Annotated in this window: 21 protein-coding genes; 2 read left to right on the forward strand and 19 right to left on the reverse strand. The window is 68.5% G+C overall.

The features are described 5' to 3' along the window. Positions 1–139: 139 nt before the first annotated feature. From metK to IEW22_RS05810, 15 genes are all read right to left on the reverse strand, one after another. Positions 140–1,360: a methionine adenosyltransferase gene (gene metK, locus IEW22_RS05740; protein ID WP_188585628.1), complete on the reverse strand. Its 1,221-nt coding sequence runs from the start codon at positions 1,358–1,360 to the stop codon at positions 140–142. A gap of 227 nt (positions 1,361–1,587) precedes the next feature. Continuing rightward, the gene (gene coaBC, locus IEW22_RS05745) at positions 1,588–2,823 is read right to left on the reverse strand and encodes a bifunctional phosphopantothenoylcysteine decarboxylase/phosphopantothenate--cysteine ligase CoaBC (RefSeq protein ID WP_188585629.1); all 1,236 of its coding nucleotides are present in this window, start codon (positions 2,821–2,823) and stop codon (positions 1,588–1,590) included. Between the two features lie 11 nt (positions 2,824–2,834). Further along, positions 2,835–3,134, reverse strand: coding sequence for a DNA-directed RNA polymerase subunit omega (gene rpoZ / locus IEW22_RS05750; protein WP_188585630.1), 300 nt, complete (start codon positions 3,132–3,134; stop codon positions 2,835–2,837). Between the two features lie 166 nt (positions 3,135–3,300). Further along, positions 3,301–3,915: a guanylate kinase gene (gmk, locus tag IEW22_RS05755; protein WP_188585631.1), complete on the reverse strand. Its 615-nt coding sequence runs from the start codon at positions 3,913–3,915 to the stop codon at positions 3,301–3,303. 70 nt (positions 3,916–3,985) lie between these two features. Beyond that, a complete protein-coding gene (gene mihF / locus IEW22_RS05760) occupies positions 3,986–4,303 on the reverse strand; it encodes an integration host factor, actinobacterial type (protein ID WP_188585632.1) in 318 nt (105 codons plus the stop codon). Between the two features lie 570 nt (positions 4,304–4,873). Further along, entirely contained in the window at positions 4,874–5,695 is an 822-nt protein-coding gene (gene pyrF, locus IEW22_RS05765) for an orotidine-5'-phosphate decarboxylase (protein ID WP_188585633.1), read from the reverse strand. Beyond that, a complete protein-coding gene (carB, locus tag IEW22_RS05770; protein WP_188585634.1) occupies positions 5,692–9,018 on the reverse strand; it encodes a carbamoyl-phosphate synthase large subunit in 3,327 nt (1,108 codons plus the stop codon). The genes pyrF and carB overlap by 4 nt, the downstream gene beginning before the upstream one ends. Further along, a complete protein-coding gene (gene carA / locus IEW22_RS05775) occupies positions 9,018–10,166 on the reverse strand; it encodes a glutamine-hydrolyzing carbamoyl-phosphate synthase small subunit (RefSeq protein WP_188585683.1) in 1,149 nt (382 codons plus the stop codon). Before carA ends, carB begins: the two co-directional genes overlap by 1 nt. Positions 10,167–10,174: 8 nt before the next feature. Then, positions 10,175–10,666 (reverse strand): PH-like domain-containing protein, encoded by a 492-nt coding sequence (locus IEW22_RS05780; protein ID WP_229742218.1) that lies wholly within the window; start codon positions 10,664–10,666, stop codon positions 10,175–10,177. 56 nt (positions 10,667–10,722) lie between these two features. After that, entirely contained in the window at positions 10,723–12,057 is a 1,335-nt protein-coding gene (locus tag IEW22_RS05785) for a dihydroorotase (RefSeq protein ID WP_188585636.1), read from the reverse strand. Further along, the gene (locus IEW22_RS05790) at positions 12,054–12,998 is read right to left on the reverse strand and encodes an aspartate carbamoyltransferase catalytic subunit (RefSeq protein ID WP_188585637.1); all 945 of its coding nucleotides are present in this window, start codon (positions 12,996–12,998) and stop codon (positions 12,054–12,056) included. The genes IEW22_RS05785 and IEW22_RS05790 overlap by 4 nt, the downstream gene beginning before the upstream one ends. Next, positions 12,998–13,627 carry a bifunctional pyr operon transcriptional regulator/uracil phosphoribosyltransferase PyrR gene (gene pyrR, locus IEW22_RS05795; protein WP_188585684.1) on the reverse strand — a complete coding sequence of 210 codons (630 nt, stop codon included), beginning with the start codon at positions 13,625–13,627 and terminating at the stop codon, positions 12,998–13,000. The genes IEW22_RS05790 and pyrR overlap by 1 nt, the downstream gene beginning before the upstream one ends. A gap of 116 nt (positions 13,628–13,743) precedes the next feature. Next, complete coding sequence (gene nusB / locus IEW22_RS05800; protein ID WP_188585638.1) at positions 13,744–14,247, reverse strand: transcription antitermination factor NusB; 504 nt, start codon at positions 14,245–14,247, stop codon at positions 13,744–13,746. A 46-nt stretch (positions 14,248–14,293) separates the two neighbouring features. Beyond that, entirely contained in the window at positions 14,294–14,857 is a 564-nt protein-coding gene (gene efp, locus IEW22_RS05805; protein WP_188585639.1) for an elongation factor P, read from the reverse strand. Positions 14,858–14,972: 115 nt separating this feature from the next. Beyond that, positions 14,973–16,067, reverse strand: coding sequence for a M24 family metallopeptidase (locus tag IEW22_RS05810; RefSeq protein ID WP_188585685.1), 1,095 nt, complete (start codon positions 16,065–16,067; stop codon positions 14,973–14,975). Between the two features lie 175 nt (positions 16,068–16,242). On the opposite strand from IEW22_RS05810, the gene IEW22_RS05815 reads away from it, so the two are divergent. Both IEW22_RS05815 and IEW22_RS05820 read left to right on the forward strand, forming a co-directional pair. Beyond that, a complete protein-coding gene (locus IEW22_RS05815) occupies positions 16,243–16,806 on the forward strand; it encodes a B-4DMT family transporter (RefSeq protein WP_188585640.1) in 564 nt (187 codons plus the stop codon). Between the two features lie 208 nt (positions 16,807–17,014). After that, positions 17,015–17,503, forward strand: a complete 489-nt coding sequence (locus IEW22_RS05820; protein ID WP_229742206.1) for a hypothetical protein — start codon at positions 17,015–17,017, stop codon at positions 17,501–17,503. A 70-nt stretch (positions 17,504–17,573) separates the two neighbouring features. Here IEW22_RS05820 and aroB read toward each other — a convergent pair whose 3' ends face one another. From aroB to IEW22_RS05840, 4 genes are read right to left on the reverse strand one after another with little or no spacing between them, the layout of a single operon-like run. Beyond that, a complete protein-coding gene (gene aroB / locus IEW22_RS05825) occupies positions 17,574–18,701 on the reverse strand; it encodes a 3-dehydroquinate synthase (protein WP_188585642.1) in 1,128 nt (375 codons plus the stop codon). Next, entirely contained in the window at positions 18,698–19,324 is a 627-nt protein-coding gene (locus IEW22_RS05830) for a shikimate kinase (protein ID WP_229742207.1), read from the reverse strand. The genes aroB and IEW22_RS05830 overlap by 4 nt, the downstream gene beginning before the upstream one ends. Continuing rightward, the gene (gene aroC / locus IEW22_RS05835; protein ID WP_373284133.1) at positions 19,321–20,511 is read right to left on the reverse strand and encodes a chorismate synthase; all 1,191 of its coding nucleotides are present in this window, start codon (positions 20,509–20,511) and stop codon (positions 19,321–19,323) included. The genes IEW22_RS05830 and aroC overlap by 4 nt, the downstream gene beginning before the upstream one ends. Before the next feature lie 19 nt (positions 20,512–20,530). After that, entirely contained in the window at positions 20,531–20,929 is a 399-nt protein-coding gene (locus IEW22_RS05840; protein ID WP_188585643.1) for a prepilin peptidase, read from the reverse strand. Positions 20,930–20,984 lie beyond the last annotated feature (55 nt).

Here is a 20,984-nt window from a genome sequence, read left to right on the forward strand (position 1 = left end):
GCCGCCTACTGCGCGCGAGCTCGCGGGCAGGCCGGAGGCACCCGGCGCGCGAGTCTTCGACGAGCTGCCCTGCGAGGAGCCGGTCTCCGAGAACGAGCTGGTCACCGGCGTAGCGCGGTCATCCGCCCGCCGCGGGGGTTCACAGCCCGGCGGCGGCCCGGAGCTTGTCGGCTCGGTCGGTGCGCTCCCACGGCAGATCGATGTCGGTGCGGCCGAAGTGTCCGTAGGCGGCGGTCGGAGCGTAGATCGGCCGCAGCAGGTCCAGGTCGCGGATGATCGCGCCCGGGCGCAGGTCGAAAACCTCCGAGATGGCCTTCTGGATGACGGCCGGATCGGTGGCCTCGGTACCGAAGGTCTCGACGAACAGGCCCACGGGCGCTGCCTTGCCGATGGCGTAGGCCACCTGGACCTCGATGCGCTTGGCGAGTCCGGCCGCGATCGCGTTCTTGGCGACCCAGCGCATGGCATAGGCGGCCGAGCGGTCCACCTTCGAGGGATCCTTGCCCGAGAAGGCGCCACCGCCGTGACGGGCCATGCCGCCGTAGGTGTCGACGATGATCTTGCGGCCGGTCAGCCCGGCATCGCCCATCGGTCCACCGAGCACGAACTTGCCGGTCGGGTTGACCAGCAGGCGCGGATCCGAGGTGTCGAGGCCGTCGACGGTGAACTCCTCGAACACCGGCTGCAGCACATTCGCGCGGATGTCGGGGGTGAGGAGGTTGTCGAGGTCGATGTCGGCGGCGTGCTGGGTCGACAGGACGACGGTGTCCAGACGCACCGGCTGGTCACCGCGGTACTCGATGGTCACCTGGGTCTTGCCGTCCGGGCGCAGGTACGGCAGCCGGCCGGTCTTGCGCACCTCGGTCAGACGTCGCGACAGCCGATGTGCGAGTGCGATCGGCACCGGCATGTACTCCGGGGTCTCGTCGGTGGCATAGCCGAACATCAAGCCCTGGTCGCCGGCACCCTGGCTGGCGATCTGGTCTTCGGTGATGCCGTCCACGCGGTGCTCGTGGGAGGTGTCGACACCCTGGGCGATGTCGGGCGACTGGGCGCCGATCGCCACGTTCACTCCGCACGAGTTGCCGTCGAAACCCTTGGCCGACGAGTCATAGCCGATCTCGAGGACCTTCTCGCGGACGATCTTGGGGATGTCGACGTAGGCCTCGGTGGTCACCTCACCGGCGACGTGCACCTGGCCCGTGGTCACGAGTGTCTCCACCGCCACGCGGGCACGCGGATCCTGGGCGAGCATCTCGTCGAGGATCGAGTCGCTGATCGCGTCACAGATCTTGTCGGGGTGCCCTTCGGTGACGGACTCACTCGTGAACAGTCGTGACGCAGAACCGGTGACGGTCATCGTGTCCTCTCGGAATGAAGCGGAATACTCGTCGGAAATCGTTCGATCGCGGCGGCGGGTGTCGTCATCAGCGCGGTGCGGACGCGGACACCCGGTCAAGCCGACATATGAACCTACACGCGGGTCAACCTACACACGCGGTGTGACGCGGGGCCACAGCAGGTTCGACAGGCCACAGCGGTGTGGGCTGCCGGCGCGGTGCGCGTGGCCGGCCGGGTGCTGCCGGGTCAGCCAGAGCTAGTGGGCAACAGCGGCGTCACCGCGTCAAGGATTCTGGTCGCCATGAGTGTTTTGGTTCCCAACGGCAGCGCGGTCTCGTGGCCGTCCGCGGTGAGGATCCAGCCGGTGTTGTCGTCGGTGCCGAACGCCTTGCCGTCCCCCACCGCGTTCACCACGAGCAGATCGCATCCCTTACGCGCGAGCTTCTCGCGGCCGTGATCGAGGACTCCACCGTTCTCGTCACCGGTCTCGGCGGCGAATCCCACCAGCACGGTCTCCGACGACAGTTCGCCGGCCGAACGTGCCGTCACCAGCTCGCGCAGGATGTCGGGGTTGGTGGTCAGCTCGATCGGATCGGGGTCGGTGCCCTTCTTCTTGATCTTGGAATCGGAGAAGTTGACCGGGCGGAAGTCGGCTACTGCTGCGGCCATGATCACCACGTCGGCGTCGACGGCACGTTTGCGCATCTCGGCCGCGAGATCCTCGGCCGTCCTGATGCGAACGAGTTCGACCGCGGCGGGCGGGGCGAGGTCGGCGACCGAGCCGGCGACCAGTGTCACCTCGGCGCCCCGCTGGGCGGCGGCACGGGCGAGGGCATAACCCTGTTTGCCCGAGCTGCGGTTGCCCAGATACCGCACGGGGTCGAGCGGTTCGCGGGTGCCGCCGGCACTGACCACCATCTTCACCCCGGTCAAGTCGCGGGGGAAGGCGTCGCGGCGGGCCAGCAGTACCTCTCCGAGCAGCGAGATCTCCTGCGGGTCGGGCAGCCGGCCCGATCCGGTGTCGGGCCCGGTGAGCCGTCCGGCGGCCGGAGTGATGACGGTCGCGCCGTCGGCACGCAGCGTCGCCACATTGCGCTGGGTGGCCGGATGCTCCCACATCTCGGTGTGCATCGCCGGCACGTACATGACCGGGCAGGTCGCGGTGAGCAGCGATGCGGTGAGCAGATCGTCGGCGCGGCCGTCAGCGGCGCGCGACATCAGATCGGCGGTCGCCGGCGCGACGATCACCAGGTCGGCGTGGCGTCCGAGCTGGACGTGGGCGACCTCGTCGACGGCGGAGAACACATCCGCGGACACCGGATGTCCGCTCAGTGCCTCGAATGTCGCCGCGCCGACGAATCCGAGCGCGGCGCGCGTGGGGATCACGCGGACATCATGCCCGGATTCGGTGAAGTGACGGATGACCGAGCAGACCTTGTAGGCGGCGATCCCGCCGCCGACTCCGATGATGATCCTGCTCACGCCGGTGAGCCCTACTCGCCTTCGGTGTGTTCGAGCAGATCCGCGTGGATCTCGCGCATGGCGATCGACAGCGGCTTTTCCTGCGGTTCCGGCTCGACCAGCGGGCCGACGTACTCGAGGATGCCGTCGCCGAGCTGGTTGTAGTAGTCGTTGATCTGACGGGCACGCTTGGCCGCGAAGATCACCAGCGCGTACTTCGAGGAGACTCGCTCGAGGAGTTCGTCGATGGGCGGGTTGGTCAGACCCTCCGGCGGGTCGTACGGGGGTGCGTCGTGGATCGAGGTCGACGCGGTGTCGGTGGTGGTGCTCACGCGAGACTCCTTGGTGCGTTGCCACGGTGAGGTGGCGGTGGCATTCGATGATGGCGGGCGCTCGCCGACGGCTGGCCGACGAGGGCTGTACGGGTGTCCGACCCGAATGCGGGCGTCACGTGCGGGGCCGCGACGCGCCGGGGACCACGGGGTGCGGTCACCGGCGTCAGCGTGTGCGGTCCGAGTGATCGTGTCCATTGTGATCGTGTCCGACCAGCAAGGATACCAACTCATGTGCGACTCGGTCGACATCGTCGTTGACCAGCACGTGAGTGAACTCGTCGGTGTGGGCGAGTTCGTGTTGCGCGGTGGCCAAACGGCGCTCGATGACCTCGGGGCTCTCGGTACCGCGGCCGGTGAGGCGGGCGACGAGTTCATCCCAGCTCGGCGGCGCGAGGAAGACGGTGATCGCCGTCGGGATCTTCGCCACGATGTTGCGCGAACCCGCGATGTCGACCTCGACCAGCGTCGGCGTGCCGGCCTCGATCGCCTTGATCACCGGCGCCGACGGCGTACCCGACCGCTGCAGCCCGCCGTGGATCTCCGCCCATTCGAGCAGCTCGTCGTCGGCGATCATCTGGTCGAACTTCTGCGCGGTGACGAAGTGGTAGTCGCGACCGTCGACCTCGCCGGGGCGCGGTGACCGGGTGGTCACCGAGACCGAGAAGTACATCTGCGGGAGAAGCTCGCGCACCCGCGTCACCACGCTGGATTTGCCGACGGCAGAGGGGCCGACCAGTACCACCAGTCGACCCCTCTGTCCGGGCTGTATGTCTGACATGTCCGCATGCGTCCTGGTGGACGGCGCGGCGCTCGGGTCGGACGTCATCGCCGGATCGTGACCTCGTGCGTCAGTTCTGATCGAACTTCTCGAGCAGCGCCTTGCGCTGTCGATCACCGAGGCCGCGCAGACGACGGGTCGGCGCGATCTCCAGCTCGGTCATGATCTCCTGAGCCTTGACCTTGCCCACCTTCGGCAGGGCCTCGAGCAGTGCCGAGACCTTCATCTTGCCGAGAATCTCGTCGGTCTCTGCATCCTTGAGAACCTGCTTGAGATCGGTACCGCCACGCTTCAGACGCTCCTTGAGCTCTGCGCGGGCGCGCCGAGCGGCAGCAGCCTTCTCCAATGCAGCGGCACGCTGCTCGTCGGTCAACTGGGGAAGAGCCACGGTTCCTCCGTTTTCATTCTGTGGAAACTCCTACACCGCCCATCAGGGCAGCGACTGCGACCGTACCCACGTGAACTGCGATTTGCCACGCCCACCCCGTCAAAAGCCCACGACAACGCGTGTTGTATGGCCTCGCCGCGGCTCCCGGCCGGGTGTCTGTCACCACGGGCCGCCGATCACCGGATCACACCATGGCGGCGTCGAATCACGGTGAACGGCAAGCACTTTCGCTGCGGTGCCCGGTTTCGGGCGATTGACACGGAATGTGCTGGACGTGGCGTGCGATCCGACGCCGGCAGCCGCCGGGAAAAGTCGAAGTCCGCGGCGCACCGTTGCGCGTGTCGCGCGCCCGCGGGCCTCCCGTCGCGGTCGAGACCTGCGTCGACGCGGCCGTTCCGACCGCCTCGGACGGCGAGGAACTGCACGTCCAGGGTGTGACAGGGTCGTCGTGGCGTGCCGATGTGACGGTCACCTCGCACGGTCCCGGGGCGCACACAGGCACCGGCGAACACGCTGGGTGTCCTCGCCGGTGCGGTGGGCAGCAAGCGGCCGATCAGCCCGGGCGGTCGGTCAGCCCAGTGCGGCCTCGACGGCGTCGCGGGTGGTGGCTGCGGCGGCCCGCAGCGCGTCGACGTCGGGTCCGGCGGCCAGGATCGAGCGGGAGGCCGCCGGCAGCAGCCAGCTGCGGTCGGCCGACGAGAAGCGCTCAGGGAGGTCCTCGGGCCGTGCGCCCTGGACACCGAGTCCCGGTGCGAGGATCGGTCCGCCCACCTCGGAGAGGTCAACCCGGTACTGCGCGGTGGTCGCGCCGACCACGACTCCGACCGTCGCGGCGCCGTCACCGTTGATCGTGGCCGCCTCGTCGACCACGCCCTGTGACACGGTCTGCCCCTCGAACAGCGCGCATTGCACGGCGACGCTCTCGGGGTTGGAGGTGCGTGCCAGGACGAACATCGCGCGGTTGTTGCGCTGGGCCAGCTCCAGGACCGGCGTCAGCGCGCGGAAGCCGAGGTAGGGCGAGACCGTGACCGCATCGGAGCTCAACGGGGCGTCGGCACCGAGCCACGCCTGTGCGTATGCGGTCATCGTCGACCCGATGTCACCGCGTTTGGCGTCGCTGAGCACCAGAGCGCCGTGGTCACGGCATCTCGCGATCACCGACTCGAGAACGGCGAACCCCGCCGAGCCGTAGGCCTCGAAGAAGGCGACCTGCGGTTTGATCACCGCGGCGGTGGGGCCGAAGGCCTCCACGCAGCGGTCGGCGAACCGGGCGAGCCCGTCGGCATCCGCACGCAGCCCCCACTGCTCGAGCAGACCCGGATGCGGGTCGATACCCACACACAACCGGCCGCGGTCGGCGACCGCCGCACGGTACTGCGATGCGAAGGTCATCGCTGCGCTCCCATCGCCAGGTGACGTCGCTGTAGTGACAACACACCCATACCACCGTTCATCGCGGCTTCGATACCCTGCACCGCTGCGCTGGCACCCTGCACGGTGGTGACACACGGGACGTTCTTCGACACCGCGGCGCTGCGGATCTCGTAGCCGTCCACGCGCGGACCCGAATTGCCGTAGGGCGTGTTGATGATCAGCGCCACGTCGCCGGCGCGGATGCGATCGACGATCGTCTGCTCCCCCTCGGCGCTCTCGAACTGCTTGCGCACCGTGGTGCACTCGATTCCGTTGCGGCGCAGCACCGCAGCGGTGCCCTCGGTGGCCAGCACCGAGAAGCCGAGATCGGCCAGCCGCTTGACGGGGAAGATGATGGCGCGCTTGTCCTTGTTGGCCACCGACACGAAGACCTGTCCCGATTCGGGCAGCGAACCGTAGGCCGCGGTCTGCGACTTGGCGAAGGCGCGCCCGAAATCGGCGTCGATCCCCATCACCTCACCGGTCGACTTCATCTCCGGCCCGAGCAGCGAGTCCACCCCGCTGCCGTCGGCGGCGCGGAACCGGTTGAACGGCAGCACCGCCTCCTTCACCGAGATCGGGGCGTCCTCGGGTGTCTCGAGTCCGTCACCGGAGGCCGGCAACAGTCCCACGCTGCGCAGCTGGGCGATGGTCGCGCCCATCATCACCCGCGCGCAGGCCTTGGCCAGCTGCACCGCCGTCGCCTTGGAGACGAACGGCACCGTGCGGCTGGCCCGCGGGTTGGCCTCGAGCACGTAGAGGATGTCGTCCTTGAGGGCGTACTGGACGTTGAGCAACCCCTTCACTCCGATGCCCTTGGCGAGCGCCTCGGTGGACCGGCGCACGGCCTCGAGATCGCTGCGACCCAGCGTCACCGGCGGCAGCGCACAGGCGGAGTCACCGGAGTGGATGCCGGCCTCCTCGATGTGCTCCATCACCCCGCCGATGAAGACCTCGTCGCCGTCGCACAGCGCGTCGACGTCGATCTCCACGGCGTCCTCGAGGAAGCGGTCCACCAGGACCGGGTGATCGGGGGTCAGTTCGGTGGCACGGGAGATGTAGTCCTGCAGGGACTTCTCGTCGTAGACGATCTCCATGCCACGTCCGCCGAGCACATAGGACGGGCGGACCAGCACGGGATAGCCGATGCGCTGCGCGGTCTGGCGCGCCTCCTCGAAGGAGGTCGCCGTGCCATAGGCGGGAGCAGGCAAGCCGGCCTTGTCGAGGACCGTGCCGAACTCGCCGCGGTCCTCGGCGAGGTCGATGGCCTCGGGCGAGGTGCCCACGATCGGTACCCCGGCCTGCTCGAGCTCCTTGGCCAGGCGCAGCGGCGTCTGACCGCCGAGCTGCACGATCACGCCGGCGACGGTGCCCGACTGCGACTCGGAGTGGTAGACCTCCAGCACGTCCTCAAGGGTCAGCGGCTCGAAGTACAGGCGGTCGGCGGTGTCGTAGTCGGTGGACACCGTCTCGGGATTGCAATTGACCATCACGGTCTCGTATCCGGCGTCGCTCAGCGACAGCGCCGCATGCACACATGAGTAGTCGAACTCGATGCCCTGCCCGATGCGGTTGGGACCCGAGCCGAGGATGAGCACCTTGGGGCGCTCGGTCTGGGGTGCGACCTCAGTGGTCGCCGCGGGGTCGAGTTCGTAGGTGGAGTAGTGATACGGCGTGCGTGCCTCGAACTCGGCGGCGCAGGTGTCGACGGTCTTGTACACGGGCCGAACGCCCATCCCCCACCGGTATTCGCGTACCGCGTCCTCGTCGGCGAAGTCGTTGCGCAACGCCGCGATCTGTCGGTCGGACAGTCCCGTGGACTTCGCGAGACGCAGCAGCGTCTCGTCGAGCTCGTCGGCATCGCGGACCATCGCGCCGACCTCCCCGATGCCTGCCATCTCTGCCAGGAACCACGGGTCGATCTTGGTGGCCTCGTAGATGCTGTCGATGCTCGCACCCGCGTCGAGTGCGGCCATCACCCGGTAGAGCCGGCCGTCCTTGGGCACCGACAGCGACGCGACGTACTCGTCGAGGTCGGCGATCTCCTCGCGCGGCTCAGTCCAGAACCCGGCGGCCTTGGTCTCCAGCGAGCGCATGACCTTGCCGAGCGCCTCGGCGAAGCTGCGTCCCAGACTCATGGCCTCACCCACCGACTTCATCGTCGTGGTGAGCGTGTCGTCGGCGCCGGGGAACTTCTCGAAGGCGAAGCGCGGCGCCTTGACCACCACATAGTCCAGCGTCGGCTCGAAGCAGGCCGGCGTCTGCTTGGTGATGTCGTTGGTGATCTCGTCGAGGCTGTAGCCGATGGCGAGTTTCGCGGCGATCTTGGCGATCGGGAAGCCGGTTGCCTTGGACGCCAGCGCAGAGGACCGCGAGACGCGCGGGTTCATCTCGATGACGATCAGGCGGCCGTCGGTGGGGTCCTGAGCGAACTGGATGTTGCAGCCGCCGGTGTCCACGCCGACCTCGCGCAGGATGGCGATCGAGAGGTCGCGCATCTTCTGGTATTCGCGGTCGGTCAGCGTCATCGCCGGTGCCACGGTCACCGAGTCACCGGTGTGCACGCCGACCGGGTCGACGTTCTCGATCGAGCAGACGACCACCACGTTGTCGCGGTTGTCGCGCATCAGCTCGAGTTCGTACTCCTTCCACCCGAGGATCGACTCCTCGATGAGGACGTTCGCGGTCGGCGAGGCGGCCAGGCCGCCACCGGCGATGCGATCGAGGTCCTCTTCGTCGTAGGCCATACCCGAGCCGAGCCCGCCCATGGTGAACGACGGGCGCACCACGACGGGGTAGCCGAGTTCGGCGACCGTCTCGTGGACCTCCTCCATCGTGTGGCACACGGCCGAGCGGGCGCTCTCGCCGCCGACCTTGGCGACGATGTCCTTGAACATCTGCCGGTCCTCACCGCGCTGGATCGCGTCGAAGTCGGCGCCGATCAGCTCGATGTCGTACTTCTCCAGCGATCCGCGGTCATGCAGGGCCACCGCGGTGTTCAGTGCGGTCTGACCGCCCAGGGTGGCCAGCACAGCGTCGATCGGGTGTCCGGCGTCGCGTTCGGCCTCGATGACCTTCTCGACGTATTCGGCGGTGATCGGCTCGATGTAGGTGGCGTCGGCGAACTCCGGGTCGGTCATGATCGTGGCCGGGTTGGAGTTGACCAGGCTCACGCGCAGCCCCTCGGACTTGAGGACGCGGCACGCCTGGGTGCCGGAATAGTCGAACTCGCAGGCCTGGCCGATGACGATCGGGCCGGAGCCGATCACGAGGACGTGCGAGAGATCGGTACGGCGTGGCATCAGGCGTTCTCCCCTTGCATCACAGCGACGAAACGGTCGAAGAGGTAGGCGGCATCGTGCGGGCCGGCCGCTGCCTCCGGGTGGTACTGGACGGAAAACGCTCGGCCGGACAACAATTCGACGCCCTCGACGGTGCCGTCGTTGGCGCAGACGTGGCTCACCCGCGCTCGGCCGAAGTCGGTGTCGAATTCCTCGCCCGCCGACCCCTCGAGGGCGAAGCCGTGGTTCTGGGCCGTGATCGACACCTTCCCGGTCGCATGGTCGATGACCGGGATGTTGATGCCGCGGTGGCCGAACTTCATCTTGTAGGTCGACCGTCCCAGAGCGCGGCCGAGGATCTGGTTGCCGAAGCAGATGCCGAACAGTGGAATGTCCTCGCCGAGCACGCCGCGGGTCAGTTCCACCGCGTGGTCGGCGGTGGCCGGGTCGCCGGGACCGTTGGACAGGAACACACCGTCGGGTGAGAGGGCGGTGATGTCGGACAGGGTCGCCGACGCCGGGAGCACGTGCACGCGCACGCCGCGTTCGGCGAACATCCGGGGCGTGTTGGTCTTGATGCCCAGGTCGATCGCGGCCACGGTGAAGCGCGGCTCACCATCGGGGGAGATCACATAGTCGACGGGCGAGCTGACCTCGCCGGCAAGGTCGGCGCCGGCCATCGACGGCTGGGTGCGCACCCGCTCGAGGAGTTCGTCGGGCTCGGCGAGCGCGTCGCCGGAGAAGATGCCCGCGCGCATCGAACCGTGTTCGCGCAACACCCGCACCACCGTGCGGGTGTCGATGCCGGCGATGCCCACGATCCCCTGCTCGACCAGTTCGTCCTGCAGCGAGGTGGTGGCGCGGAAGTTCGACACGCGTCGCGTCGGGTTGCGCACCGCGTACCCGGCCACCCAGATGCGTCCGGTCTCGTCGCCGGGTGCCGCAGCGGGGTCGTGACTCTCGCCGTCCTCGCGGTTCCAGCCGGTGTTCCCGATCTGCGGTGCGGTGGCCACCACGATCTGCCGGTGATAGCTCGGGTCGGTGAGCGTCTCCTGATACCCGGTCATCGCGGTGCAGAAGACCGCCTCGCCGAGGGTCTGCCCGCGCGCCCCGAATTCCACTCCGGTGAAGCGCTGACCGTTCTCGAGCACCAGCACTGCCGGGGACACTGTCGAACTCATTGGGTTCTTCCGTTCTCGTCTGCCGACCCGTCGGAGTGGGCCGTGTCGGTGGGTCGCTCCGCCCGGGCTCGGCGGTGGCTCACCCATGCGGGGTAGATGGTCTTGTCGTCGGCGCGCAGGCCGGAGTCGATCTCGGTGCCGGTGGGCAACGTCCACCGGATCACCAGCACGCCGTCTGCGGTCATGACCTTGCCCGCCAGACCGCGCTCGGTGCGCACCGCGACGATCGCATCCTCGGGGATCCAGATGGGGCTGGCGCCGGTGCGGTCGATCAGGATGCCGTCGTCGTAGCGCGCGATCGAGGCCGACGCGCGGTCGCCGTAGTCGCCGACCGCCACCCGGTCCTGCCAGCTCGGCGCGATGGTCGACCCGACGTAGAGGCCGGTGTCGGGACCGAGCTCCGGTGCGCCGAGATCGGCGGGCACCGGTGGGAAGGCGCCGATCTGGTCGGCCTGGCGGCGTCCCCGGTTGCGCCAGCCGCGCAGCATCAGGCTGATGACACCAAGCCACAGAAGGATGACCACGACGGCGACGATCGCGCCTGTCACAGCGTCTCCATCCCGTCGGCCGGCACAGCTGCGTGGCCGTCGCGGGCGGTGATCCGGCCGCGCAGCACGGTGGCGACGACGGTGGCCGTCATCGTCATCTCCTCATAGGGGGTGTTGGCGGATCGACTGGCCAGCTCGTCGCCGCGCACCACCCACGAGGTCTCGGGATCGACGATGGTGAGGTTGGCGGGTTCGCCCACCGCGATCGGGCGGCCCTGGTCGGGCAGCCGGGTGATCTGCGCCGGGCGTTCGCTCATCACGCGCGCCACACCACGCCAGTCGAGCAGGCCCGGGGTCACCATCGTCTCCACCACGATCGGCAATGCGGTCTGCAGCCCGAGCATGCCCGGTCGCGCATTGGCGAACTCACAACACTTCTCCTGTGCCGCGTGTGGTGCGTGATCGGTTGCCACGCAGTCGATAACGCCCTCGGCCAGGGCTTCGCGCAGCGCCCGACAGTCCGACGCCTCCCGCAACGGCGGGTTCACCTTGTTCACCGCGTCATATGTCTCCAACCGCGAGTCATCAAGGAGCAGATGATGCGGGGTGACCTCTGCGGAGATCGAAATACCCTGCGCACGAGCCCATTTCAGGATCTCGACGGTGCCGGCGGTGGATGCGTGGCAGATGTGGACGCGCCCGCCCGCGTCGCGGGCGAGGATCGCATCGCGTGCCACGATCGACTCCTCGGCCGAGCGGGGCCAGCCGGTCAGGCCCAGCCGTGCGGCGGTGGGACCCTCATGGGCCACCGCGCCGACGGTCAGCCGCGGCTCCTCGGCATGCTGGGCGATGAGCACGTCGAGTCCGCGGGCGTACTCCAGCGCGCGTCGCATGACCAGCGGATCGTGGACGCATTTGCCGTCGTCGCTGAACATCCGGACGCCGGCGGTGCCGGCGGCCATCGTGCCCATCTCGGCCAGTTGCGTACCGCCGAGCCCGACGGTGACCGCCCCGACCGGATGCACGTCGACCAAGCCGACCTGCCGTCCGACGGCGTGCACGTGGTCGGTGACCACCACACTGTCGGCGACCGGGTCGGTGTTGGCCATGGCGAACACGGCCGTATATCCGCCGAGCGCTGCAGCCGCCGAGCCGCTGGCGATGGTCTCGGTGTCCTCGCGCCCCGGCTCACGCAGATGGGTGTGCATGTCGACGAAGCCGGGCAGCAATACTCCACCGCCCCCGTCGATCACCTCGGTGTCTGTATCGGTGTCGGTGGCGTCGTCGGCGACCCCGGCACCGATCGCGGCGATCATCCCGTCGCGGACCAGCACATCGACCGGGTCGCCCTCCCCGTAGGGGCGCACCGCCCGGATCACCAGATCGCTCATACCGCACCTCCGTTCTCGGTGCCGACCAGCAGTCCGAAGAGCACCGCCATCCGCACGTGGACACCGTTGGTCACCTGCGCCAAGATCGCCGCACGCGGCGAATCGGCCACCGAGAAGCCGATCTCCATACCGCGCAGCATCGGACCCGGGTGCAGGACGACCGCGTCGTCGCGCAGCAGCCCCGCCCGGCGTTCGCTGAGCCCGTACCGCACCGAGTACTCGCGTGAGCTGGGGAAGAATCCGCCGTTCATCCGCTCCGCCTGGACGCGCAGCATCATCACCGCGTCCACGGTCGGCAGGATCGTGTCGAGATCGTGGGACACCTCCACCGGCCACTGCGACACACCGACCGGCAGCAGTGTCGGCGGCGCGACCAACACGACATCGGCGCCGAGTGTGCGCAGCAGCAGCGCATTCGAGCGCGCGACCCGGGAGTGCAGGATGTCGCCGACGATGGCGATGCGCCGCCCGGTCAGTGAGCCGAGACGCTGGCGCAGCGTGAGCGCGTCGAGCAGCGCCTGGGTGGGATGTTCGTGAGTGCCGTCACCGGCGTTGATGACCGCGGGCCCGCGGCCGTTGTCGTCGGTCCAGGCGGCGATCTGATGTGCGGCGCCCGACGCCGGATGACGCACGATCAACGCGTCGGCGCCCGCGGCGTAGAGGGTCTTGGCGGTGTCGCGCAGTGATTCGCCCTTGTTCACCGACGAACTCGAGGCGCTGACGTTGATGACGTCGGCGCTCATCCACTTCCCGGCCACCTCGAACGACACCCGGGTACGTGTGGAGTTCTCGTAGAACACCGTCATCACCGTGCGCCCGCGCAGGGTGGGAAGCTTGCGGATCTCGCGGCCCCTCAATGCTTCCTCGAACCGCTGCGCCTCGTCGAGCAGCGCAGTGGCCGAATCAGCATCGAGATCGGCGACCGACAGCAGGTGACGCATCACAATCCCTCTTCTCTCGCCGCATGCCCTGCCGTCCGCTGCGCGCGCTCGACCGGTCGCAGGACGACCTCGTCGACGCCGTCCTCCTCGATCAGATGCACCTCGACATCCTCGCTGCGCGAGGTGGGGACGTTCTTGCCGACATAGTCGGCGCGGATCGGCAGTTCGCGGTGTCCGCGATCGACGAGGACCGCCAGCTGGACCGCGGCCGGACGGCCGAGGTCACGCAACGCGTCGAGTGCGGCGCGCACGGTACGACCTGAGTACAGGACGTCATCGACGAGGATCACCACCACTCCGTCGACGCCGCCCTCGGGCAGGGTCGTCAGCCCCAGAGCGCGGTGGGGCTGGGCGCGTAGGTCGTCGCGATAGAGGGTGATGTCGAGGGAACCGGTGGGAACGGTCACACCGGTGAACTCGGCGATCTTCGCGGCCAGCCGATGGGCCAGATGGGTGCCGCGGGTGGGAATCCCGACCAACGCGACCGGCGGCGCCTGAGGCGAGTCCAGCGCGGTCTTCTCGATGATCTGGTGGGACATACGGGCGATGGTGCGGGTGACATCGGCGGCGTCGAGGAGGATTCGACCTCCCGACGCACCGGCATCCGCGTCACCCTGGGCAGGTGTGATCACACCGACCTCCTTCTCCGCCTCACAGGACGGCTCTTAAAGGAAGAAGTTCGACGTCGACGTTAGCAGACCGGCAACGCCCGACAGGGAGCGGGGACCGGCAGCAGAGCGGGGGCTCAACTCCCGCCGGCATCCCCCGAGCGCTCCTCGGGTGCCTGTGCCGCGGCCGCTGCACGCACCTGCCCGGCCAGGCCCAGCATCCGACCGAGCACACCGTTGACGAACGCCGGTGAGTCGTCGGTCGAGAGCTCCTTGGCCAGTTCGACGGCCTCGTCGACCACCACACGCGGGTCGACGTCGTCGGCATGGAACATCTCCCAGGTCGCCAGCCGCAGGATCGCGCGGTCGACCGCGGGGAGCCGAGGCAGCGTCCACTTCTCCAGATGTGAGGACAACACCGAGTCCACCTCGTCGCTGTCGGCGACGACACCGTTGAGCACGCGCTCGGTGTAGTCGTTGATCGCGCCGATGCTGTCGTCGGTGACGAACAACTCACGACGCTGCTCGACGAGGTCGAGGGGTGAGACGTCTTTGGCCTCGGCCTCGAACAACAGGTCGACGGCACGCCGACGCGCCTTGTGGCGCGTGCCGCGCTTCTTTGTTCCGGACTTCTTGGTCACTGGTCGCTGCTCAATACTCTGGTGGCTCGATACTCGTGCTGGCTGGTCAGGAGTTGACGCGGCCCAGGTAGCTGCCGTCGCGCGAGTCGACCTTCAGCTTGTCGCCGGTGTTGATGAACAGCGGCACGGCGATCTCGGCGCCGGTCTCCATCGTGGCGGGCTTGGTGCCGCCGGTCGACCGGTCGCCCTGCAGGCCCGGATCGGTGTGCTGGACCACGAGCTCGACGGTGACCGGGAGCTCCACATAGAGCGGCGCGCCGTCATGCATCGCGACCTGCACACCCATGTTCTCGAGGAGGAAGCGCGCGCCGTCGCCGACGGTCTCCGGCGAGATCGGGTACTGCTCGTAGGTGTCGTCGTCCATGAAGACGAAATCGGAGCCGTCGTTGTACAGGTAGGTCATGTCGCGGCGGTCGACCGTCGCGGTCTCGACCTTGACGCCGGCGTTGAAGGTCTTGTCGACGATCTTGCCGCTGAGGACGTTCTTGATCTTGGTACGCACGAAGGCCGGACCCTTGCCGGGCTTGACGTGCTGGAACTCCTGGATCTGCCAGAGTCCGTTGTCCATCTGCAGGACGAGGCCGTTCTTGAAATCTGCGGTAGTTGCCACGCGCGTATGTACTTCCTTGTCGGTGTCGGGCTGGTCGGGTGCCGAGTGGTACTCGGTGAGGGCGCCGGGTGAGGCGGCCCTCGGTGAGGGGTCGACGGTCGGGTGCCGCGAGCCATCACAGGACGGTCAGGGCCTTGCCGGTCGTCGTCAGCACCTCACGGCCGGCGTCGGTGATCGCGAGCGTGTCCTCGATGCGCACCCCGCCGCGTCCGGGCAGGTAGACACCGGGCTCAGCAGTCACCACAGCACCGCATGGAAGTGTACCGGTAGCGGTCTTGCCGACTCCGGGGGCTTCATGGATCTCCAGTCCCACCCCGTGACCGAGCCCGTGTACGTAGTACTCGCCGAAGCCGGCCGCGTCGATCACCGACCGGGCGGCGGCGTCGATGTCGGCGAGCGCGGCGCCCGGCACCATCGCCTCAGATCCCGCCCGCTGTGCGGCGGCGACCAGCTCGTAGATCTCGCGCTGCCACCCCGCCGGCTCACCGAGGACATAGGTCCGCGTCATGTCCGAGTGGTAGCCGGCGACGGTGGCGCCGAAGTCGATCTTGACCAAATCACCTGCGGCCAGCACCGCCTCGGTCGGGCGGTGGTGCGGGATGGCCGAGTTCGCGCCGGCGGCAACGATCGTCTCGAAGGAGATCTCGTCGGCTCCCCGCGCGAACATCTCCCACTCCAGTGCGCGCGCCACCTCGCGTTCGGTGCGACCCGCGGCGATGGTCGGCAAGATCGCCGCGAGAGCATCGTCGGCGACCGCGCAGGCGCGACGCAGCAGCTCCACCTCACCGGGGTCCTTCACCTCACGCAGCCCTTCGACCAGTCCCGTCGTCGCGACCAGACGATCCGACGGCCCGGTATCGGACAGGCGGGCGTGCAGATCGCGCAGCCCGGCGACGGTGACGATGTGCGCCTCGAACCCGATCGCCTCGACCGAGGCGCCGGCCAGGCCCACCAACTCCGCCACACAGTCCCTGGCGATCACCGCGTGCACGTCCGGCGTCTGCTCGGCGACCTGCGTGAGATAGCGGCCATCCGTGCTGATGTGGTCGTCGTCGGCACCGGAGGCGGCGATCATGACCGCGGCATTCGAACCGGTGAACCCGGTGAGGTATTCGACGTTGAGCAGGTCGGCGACCACGAAGGCGCCGAGCTCACGCTCACGGATCACCGAGCGCAGACGTTCTCGCCGGGCACCGTGGTCGTGGACGATGCGGTCAGATGAGGGTCTGAGAGTGCGGGCGCCGTCGACCGGTTCGGCGGCCGTGGGCGATGAGGAGTCGGTGGTCACCTGGTCAACGCTACCGCCGGGCACCCCGGGCCTGCGACGAGCGCAATCCGGCGGTGTGACGGTAGGGCTGGGTCACCGTCGGTTAGGCTCTGTGACCATGGTCGCTTGGTTGCTGCGTGGTCTCGCTATGACCGCCGTACACGTCGTCGCCAGGGTCTTGCTGGCGCTGGCCATCGTGAAGTGGCCGCTCGAGGGGACCTATTGGAAGGTCGCGGCGATCGCAGCGGTCGTGCTCATCGCGTTCTGCTGGGGTGGCATCGACGGGATCCTCGACGCGCGCGCCCATCCCGATCCCGACGACTACAACGACCTGCTGATGCGCTGGCTCAAGGCCGGGCTGTTCGCAGGAGTCGTCTCCTCCGTCATCTGCTGGGTTCTCGGACGCACGACGCTGCCCGGCATGGGTGAGGGCAATCTCGCCGTCGACATCGTCGCCGGCGGATCCTTCGTTGCGCTGCTGATCCTGCTGCCCGCCATGGTCGGTGCCGCCATCGGCCGCTGGCTCGTGCGCCGTCAGTACCGCAACGTCGGCGAACACCATCACGCTCAGGCCGGCGACAACAACGCGACCGACAACGGCGCCCCCGACGACAACGCCCCCCACAACAACGCCGGTGACGATCCCGAGCACGCGTCCAGGCAACAGGTCGCGCACGGCTGACGCCCGGTCGGTGCCCGTCTGCCGACATGGCGGTCCACCCGTAACGAAGCCACGATCTGCGCGATAATCCGTGCATGCCGACAGAGGGGGAATTGTGAGGCTTGCCGCACCTGTGACGGAAGTGGCTGATGAGGGCACACCCGTTCAGACGACGAACCGGGACCGTACCCACCGGCATGTCATCACCGGAGTGCGTCGGCGCAGGCAGATGCCCCGCTGGTCGCTGCGCGCGGCTCTGGTAGCCGTACTCGGGATTGCGGCCGTCGCCGGGTCGGTCACCGCACCGGCCGGCGCCGACGTCTACCTGAACTATCGGCTCACCGGATTCCGCTCGGCCACGGCAGGCACCTCGTGGAGCTATCTGGGTATGTACACCGGAGACGGCGTGGGTGCCTTCTCGACGACCATCGTCACCGGCACGAAGGTGGCCAAGGACGGCTCTCTGCCGATCGTCGGCGGACATCTGCAGACCACCACCCCGTACCCACTTGACCGGTCGATCGTGAGCGGTTCGGTCGTCACGCTGAAGGCACCCAGGGGATGTGTCGACCTCCGCCGGGTGATCACCTACACCTACCGATCATCGACGCCGCTGTACACGACCGTGCAGTTCGTCGAGACCGAGATGCGCCGGCCGGTGTTCACCGCCTGTGTCACGATCGGGATCACCCTCGAGGGGGCGCTCAACCACCCCTGAGGATGGGGTCAGGGATCTGTCCCGACCCTGTCCCGGGACCGGCGACACTCCTCTCGCCAGAGGAATCTCGTCAGAGGAATGTGGTGGTGGCGCGCGGACCGTCTTCCTCGCGGGCGACGGCCGAATACGCCGCAGCCAGCAGTGCCGGGTCGGGCGCCTCCAGACGACCCGGGTCGGCGAGTCCGTCGAGGACCACGAAGCGCAGCATCCCCGAGCGATTCTTCTTGTCGCCGGCCATGTATTCCAACAGCACCGGTAGAGCGTCGGCATCGTAGGCGGTCGGCAGACCCACCGACGCGAGAACGGCGCGATGCCGATCGGCGGTCGCGTCGTCGAGTCGACCCGCCAGCCGACCCAGCTCGGCGGCGAACACCAGCCCCACCGACACCGCGGCGCCGTGGCGCCACTGGTAGCGCTCGCGCCGCTCGATCGCGTGGCCGAGGGTGTGTCCGTAGTTGAGGATCTCGCGCAGCGACGACTCGCGCAGATCGGCCGACACCACACGCGCCTTGACCCGGATGGACCGCTCGACCAGTTCGACCAGCACCGGACCGGTCGGGTCGAGTGCCGCGTCGGGATCGGCCTCGATCAGGTCGAGGATCACCGGGTCGGCGATGAAGCCGGTCTTGATGATCTCGGCCATCCCGGCAACGATCTCGTTGTGCGGCAATGTCTCGAGCGTGTTGATGTCGACGAGCACCGCGCGCGGCTCATGGAAGGTCCCCACCAGGTTCTTGCCCGCGTCGGTGTTGATGCCGGTCTTGCCGCCGACTGCGGCGTCGACCATCGCGAGCAGGGTCGTGGGGACATGCACCACACCGATACCGCGCATCCACGTGGACGCCACGAATCCGGCGAGGTCAGTGGCCGCTCCCCCACCCAGTGACACCACCACGTCGTTGCGTTTGAGCCCGATCCGGCCGAAGACATCCCAGCAGAAGGCCGCCACCGAGAGGTCCTTGCCGTTCTCGGCATCGGGAATCTCTACGCGATGGGCGTCGAAACCCTTGTCGGCCAACGCTTCTCGAATGACCTCGGCGGTCTGGGCCAGAGTGGGCTGGTACAGCACGGCCACCGAATCCGCCCCCTGACACCCGGCGACCACATCGTCGAGCAGGCCGCGACCGATCACCACGTCGTAGGGATGTTCACCGCCGACGGTGATCGTGGTGGGAGTGTCTGCGGGTCGTGAGCTCATGGGTGTTGCGCTCCTTGCCGGTCGGCGTCGGATTCTGATGTCGGGCGATCTCGATCTCGGGTGATGGTCGTGTCGTGCCCGCTGGTCGTGTCGTGCGCGACGGCCCTACGTCGGTGGGCGTCGATCGCGGCGGCGACGGATTCGGCCGCGTCGGCCCCGTCGACGATCTGCGAGGCCAGCGACCGGTACAGCTCGGCACGTTCGGCCAGGATCTGCTCATAGCGTCGCCGGGCATCGTCGCGGTCGACCGCGGCCAGCAGCGGACGAGCGCCCCCGTGCGCCCGGATGAACCCGACCGACGGGTCGACCTGGAGATACACCACGTGATGATCGCGCAGCGCCGCACGCACGACCGCCGAGAGCACCGAACCGCCGCCGAGTGCGACGACGCCCTCTCCTCGTCCGAGGACGTCGACGACCACCTCCTGTTCGATGGCGCGGAAGCCCGCTTCACCGTCAGCGGCGAAGATGTCGGGGATCGTGCGGCCGGTGCGTCGGACGATCTCGAGGTCGGTGTCCACCAGATCGGTGCCGGTCAACGCCGCGAGGCGCGCACCGACCGTCGACTTGCCCGCCCCCATCGGCCCGATGAGGACGACCACACCCGACGGGCCAGTGGTCACGGCCGTTCCATACGCGCGTCGATCGCCTCGCGGTAACGGCGCGCATTGTCGGCGGTCTCGGTCACCGAGTCGCCGCCGAACTTCTCCAGCGCCGCCTGCGCGACGACCAGTGCGACCATCGCCTCGGCGACGACCCCGGCCGCAGGCACCGCACACACATCCGAACGCTGGTGGATGGCGGTCGCGGGTTCACCGGTCGACATGTCGACGGTGGCCAGTGCCCGCGGAACGGTCGAGATCGGTTTCATCGCCGCGCGCACACGGATGCTCTCGCCGTTGGTCATACCGCCCTCGATACCACCCGCGCGGTTGGTCGAGCGCAGCACGCCGTCGGGTCCGGCGATGATCTCGTCGTGGGCGAGACTGCCCCGACGTCGCGCGGTCTCGAACCCGTCACCCACCTCGACACCCTTGATCGCCTGGATGCCCATCAACGCGCCGGCCAAGCGTGCGTCGAGACGATCCAGACCGTTGACATGGGTGCCCAGGCCCACCGGGACACCGGTGACGACCACCTCGACGACGCCGCCGAGGGTGTCGCCGTCCTTCTTGGCCGCGTCGATCTCGGCGATCATCGCCTCGCCGTAGGTCGGGTCGAAGGCCCGGACCGGGCTCTCGTCGATGGCGATCAGATCCGTGGCGGTCGGCGTGGGACCGTCATAGGGCTTGGTGGCGCCGATCGAGATCACGTGCGAGAGCACCTCGATGCCGAGCACCTGTCGCAGGAAGTTGCGGGCGACGGTGCCTGCGGCGACACGCGCGGCCGTCTCGCGCGCACTCGCCCGCTCGAGCACCGGACGCGCATCGGAGAACCCGTATTTGAGCATGCCCGAGTAGTCGGCATGGCCGGGCCGCGGCCGGGTCAGCGGGGCGTTGCGGGCGACGTCGGCAAGCTGCTCGGGATCCACCGGATCGGCGGCCATCACCTCCTGCCACTTGGGCCACTCGGTGTTGGCGATCTCGACGGCCACCGGGCCCCCGAGCGTCAGTCCGTGCCGCACGCCACCGATGACGGTGACCTTGTCGGCCTCGAACTTCATCCGGGCGCCGCGGCCGTAGCCGAGGCGCCGGCGCGCGAGCTGCTCGGCGATCTCGGCGGAGGTGACCTCGACGCCGGCGATCATGCCTTCGAGCACGGTGACCAGAGCGGGTCCGTGCGATTCTCCTGCGGTAGTCCAGCGCAACACGACTACACATCTTTCCACGTCAGAAAATCAGGGCGGCCGCGGCCACCGCCAGCGCCGGTCCGTGTGCGGCGACACACCGTCCTCCGTGGCGGCACACGCGCATCCCGACGACGACGCACACTGTCACGACGGCCGCCACGACCACCACCGCCATCGCGGTGAGCAGGTCACCGGCGAGCGCGCCCAGAACGAACACGAGCTTCACATCTCCCCCGCCACAGCCGCCGAACCACCACGCCAGCAGGTACGGCACGGTGACCGCCAGGGCGATCAGTCCCACATGCGGGTGCGGTACCGATGACGCCGCCACGGCCAGACATCCGGGAACCGTGACAACGTTGGGCAGCCGCAACGACACCAGATCGGTGACGGAGAGCAGACACAGCCATGCCGCCACGCTTGCAGTGACCACATCCATGCGCCGATCGTGGCGCATGGCGACGCTGTCGAGGTGCCCTGTCGCGCGGACAGGG

The sequence above is a fragment of the Gordonia jinhuaensis genome (assembly GCF_014639795.1).
Classification (GTDB): Bacteria; Actinomycetota; Actinomycetes; order Mycobacteriales; family Mycobacteriaceae; genus Gordonia_B; species Gordonia_B jinhuaensis.

Excerpts from the sequence above, each read along its gene's own strand:
- metK (WP_188585628.1), bottom strand. The coding sequence starts at position 1,360 with ATGACCGTCACCGGTTCTGCGTCACGACTGTTCACGAGTGAGTCCGTC.
- gmk (WP_188585631.1), bottom strand. The coding sequence starts at position 3,915 with ATGTCAGACATACAGCCCGGACAGAGGGGTCGACTGGTGGTACTGGTC.
- IEW22_RS05780 (WP_229742218.1), bottom strand. The coding sequence starts at position 10,666 with ATGCTGCGCGGCTGGCGCAACCGGGGACGCCGCCAGGCCGACCAGATC.
- IEW22_RS05820 (WP_229742206.1), top strand. The coding sequence starts at position 17,015 with ATGCCCCGCTGGTCGCTGCGCGCGGCTCTGGTAGCCGTACTCGGGATT.
- IEW22_RS05785 (WP_188585636.1), bottom strand. The coding sequence starts at position 12,057 with ATGAGCGATCTGGTGATCCGGGCGGTGCGCCCCTACGGGGAGGGCGAC.
- IEW22_RS05790 (WP_188585637.1), bottom strand. The coding sequence starts at position 12,998 with ATGCGTCACCTGCTGTCGGTCGCCGATCTCGATGCTGATTCGGCCACT.
- pyrF (WP_188585633.1), bottom strand. The coding sequence starts at position 5,695 with ATGACCTTCGCATCGCAGTACCGTGCGGCGGTCGCCGACCGCGGCCGG.
- carB (WP_188585634.1), bottom strand. The coding sequence starts at position 9,018 with ATGCCACGCCGTACCGATCTCTCGCACGTCCTCGTGATCGGCTCCGGC.
- IEW22_RS05840 (WP_188585643.1), bottom strand. The coding sequence starts at position 20,929 with ATGGATGTGGTCACTGCAAGCGTGGCGGCATGGCTGTGTCTGCTCTCC.
- IEW22_RS05815 (WP_188585640.1), top strand. The coding sequence starts at position 16,243 with ATGGTCGCTTGGTTGCTGCGTGGTCTCGCTATGACCGCCGTACACGTC.
- aroB (WP_188585642.1), bottom strand. The coding sequence starts at position 18,701 with ATGAGCTCACGACCCGCAGACACTCCCACCACGATCACCGTCGGCGGT.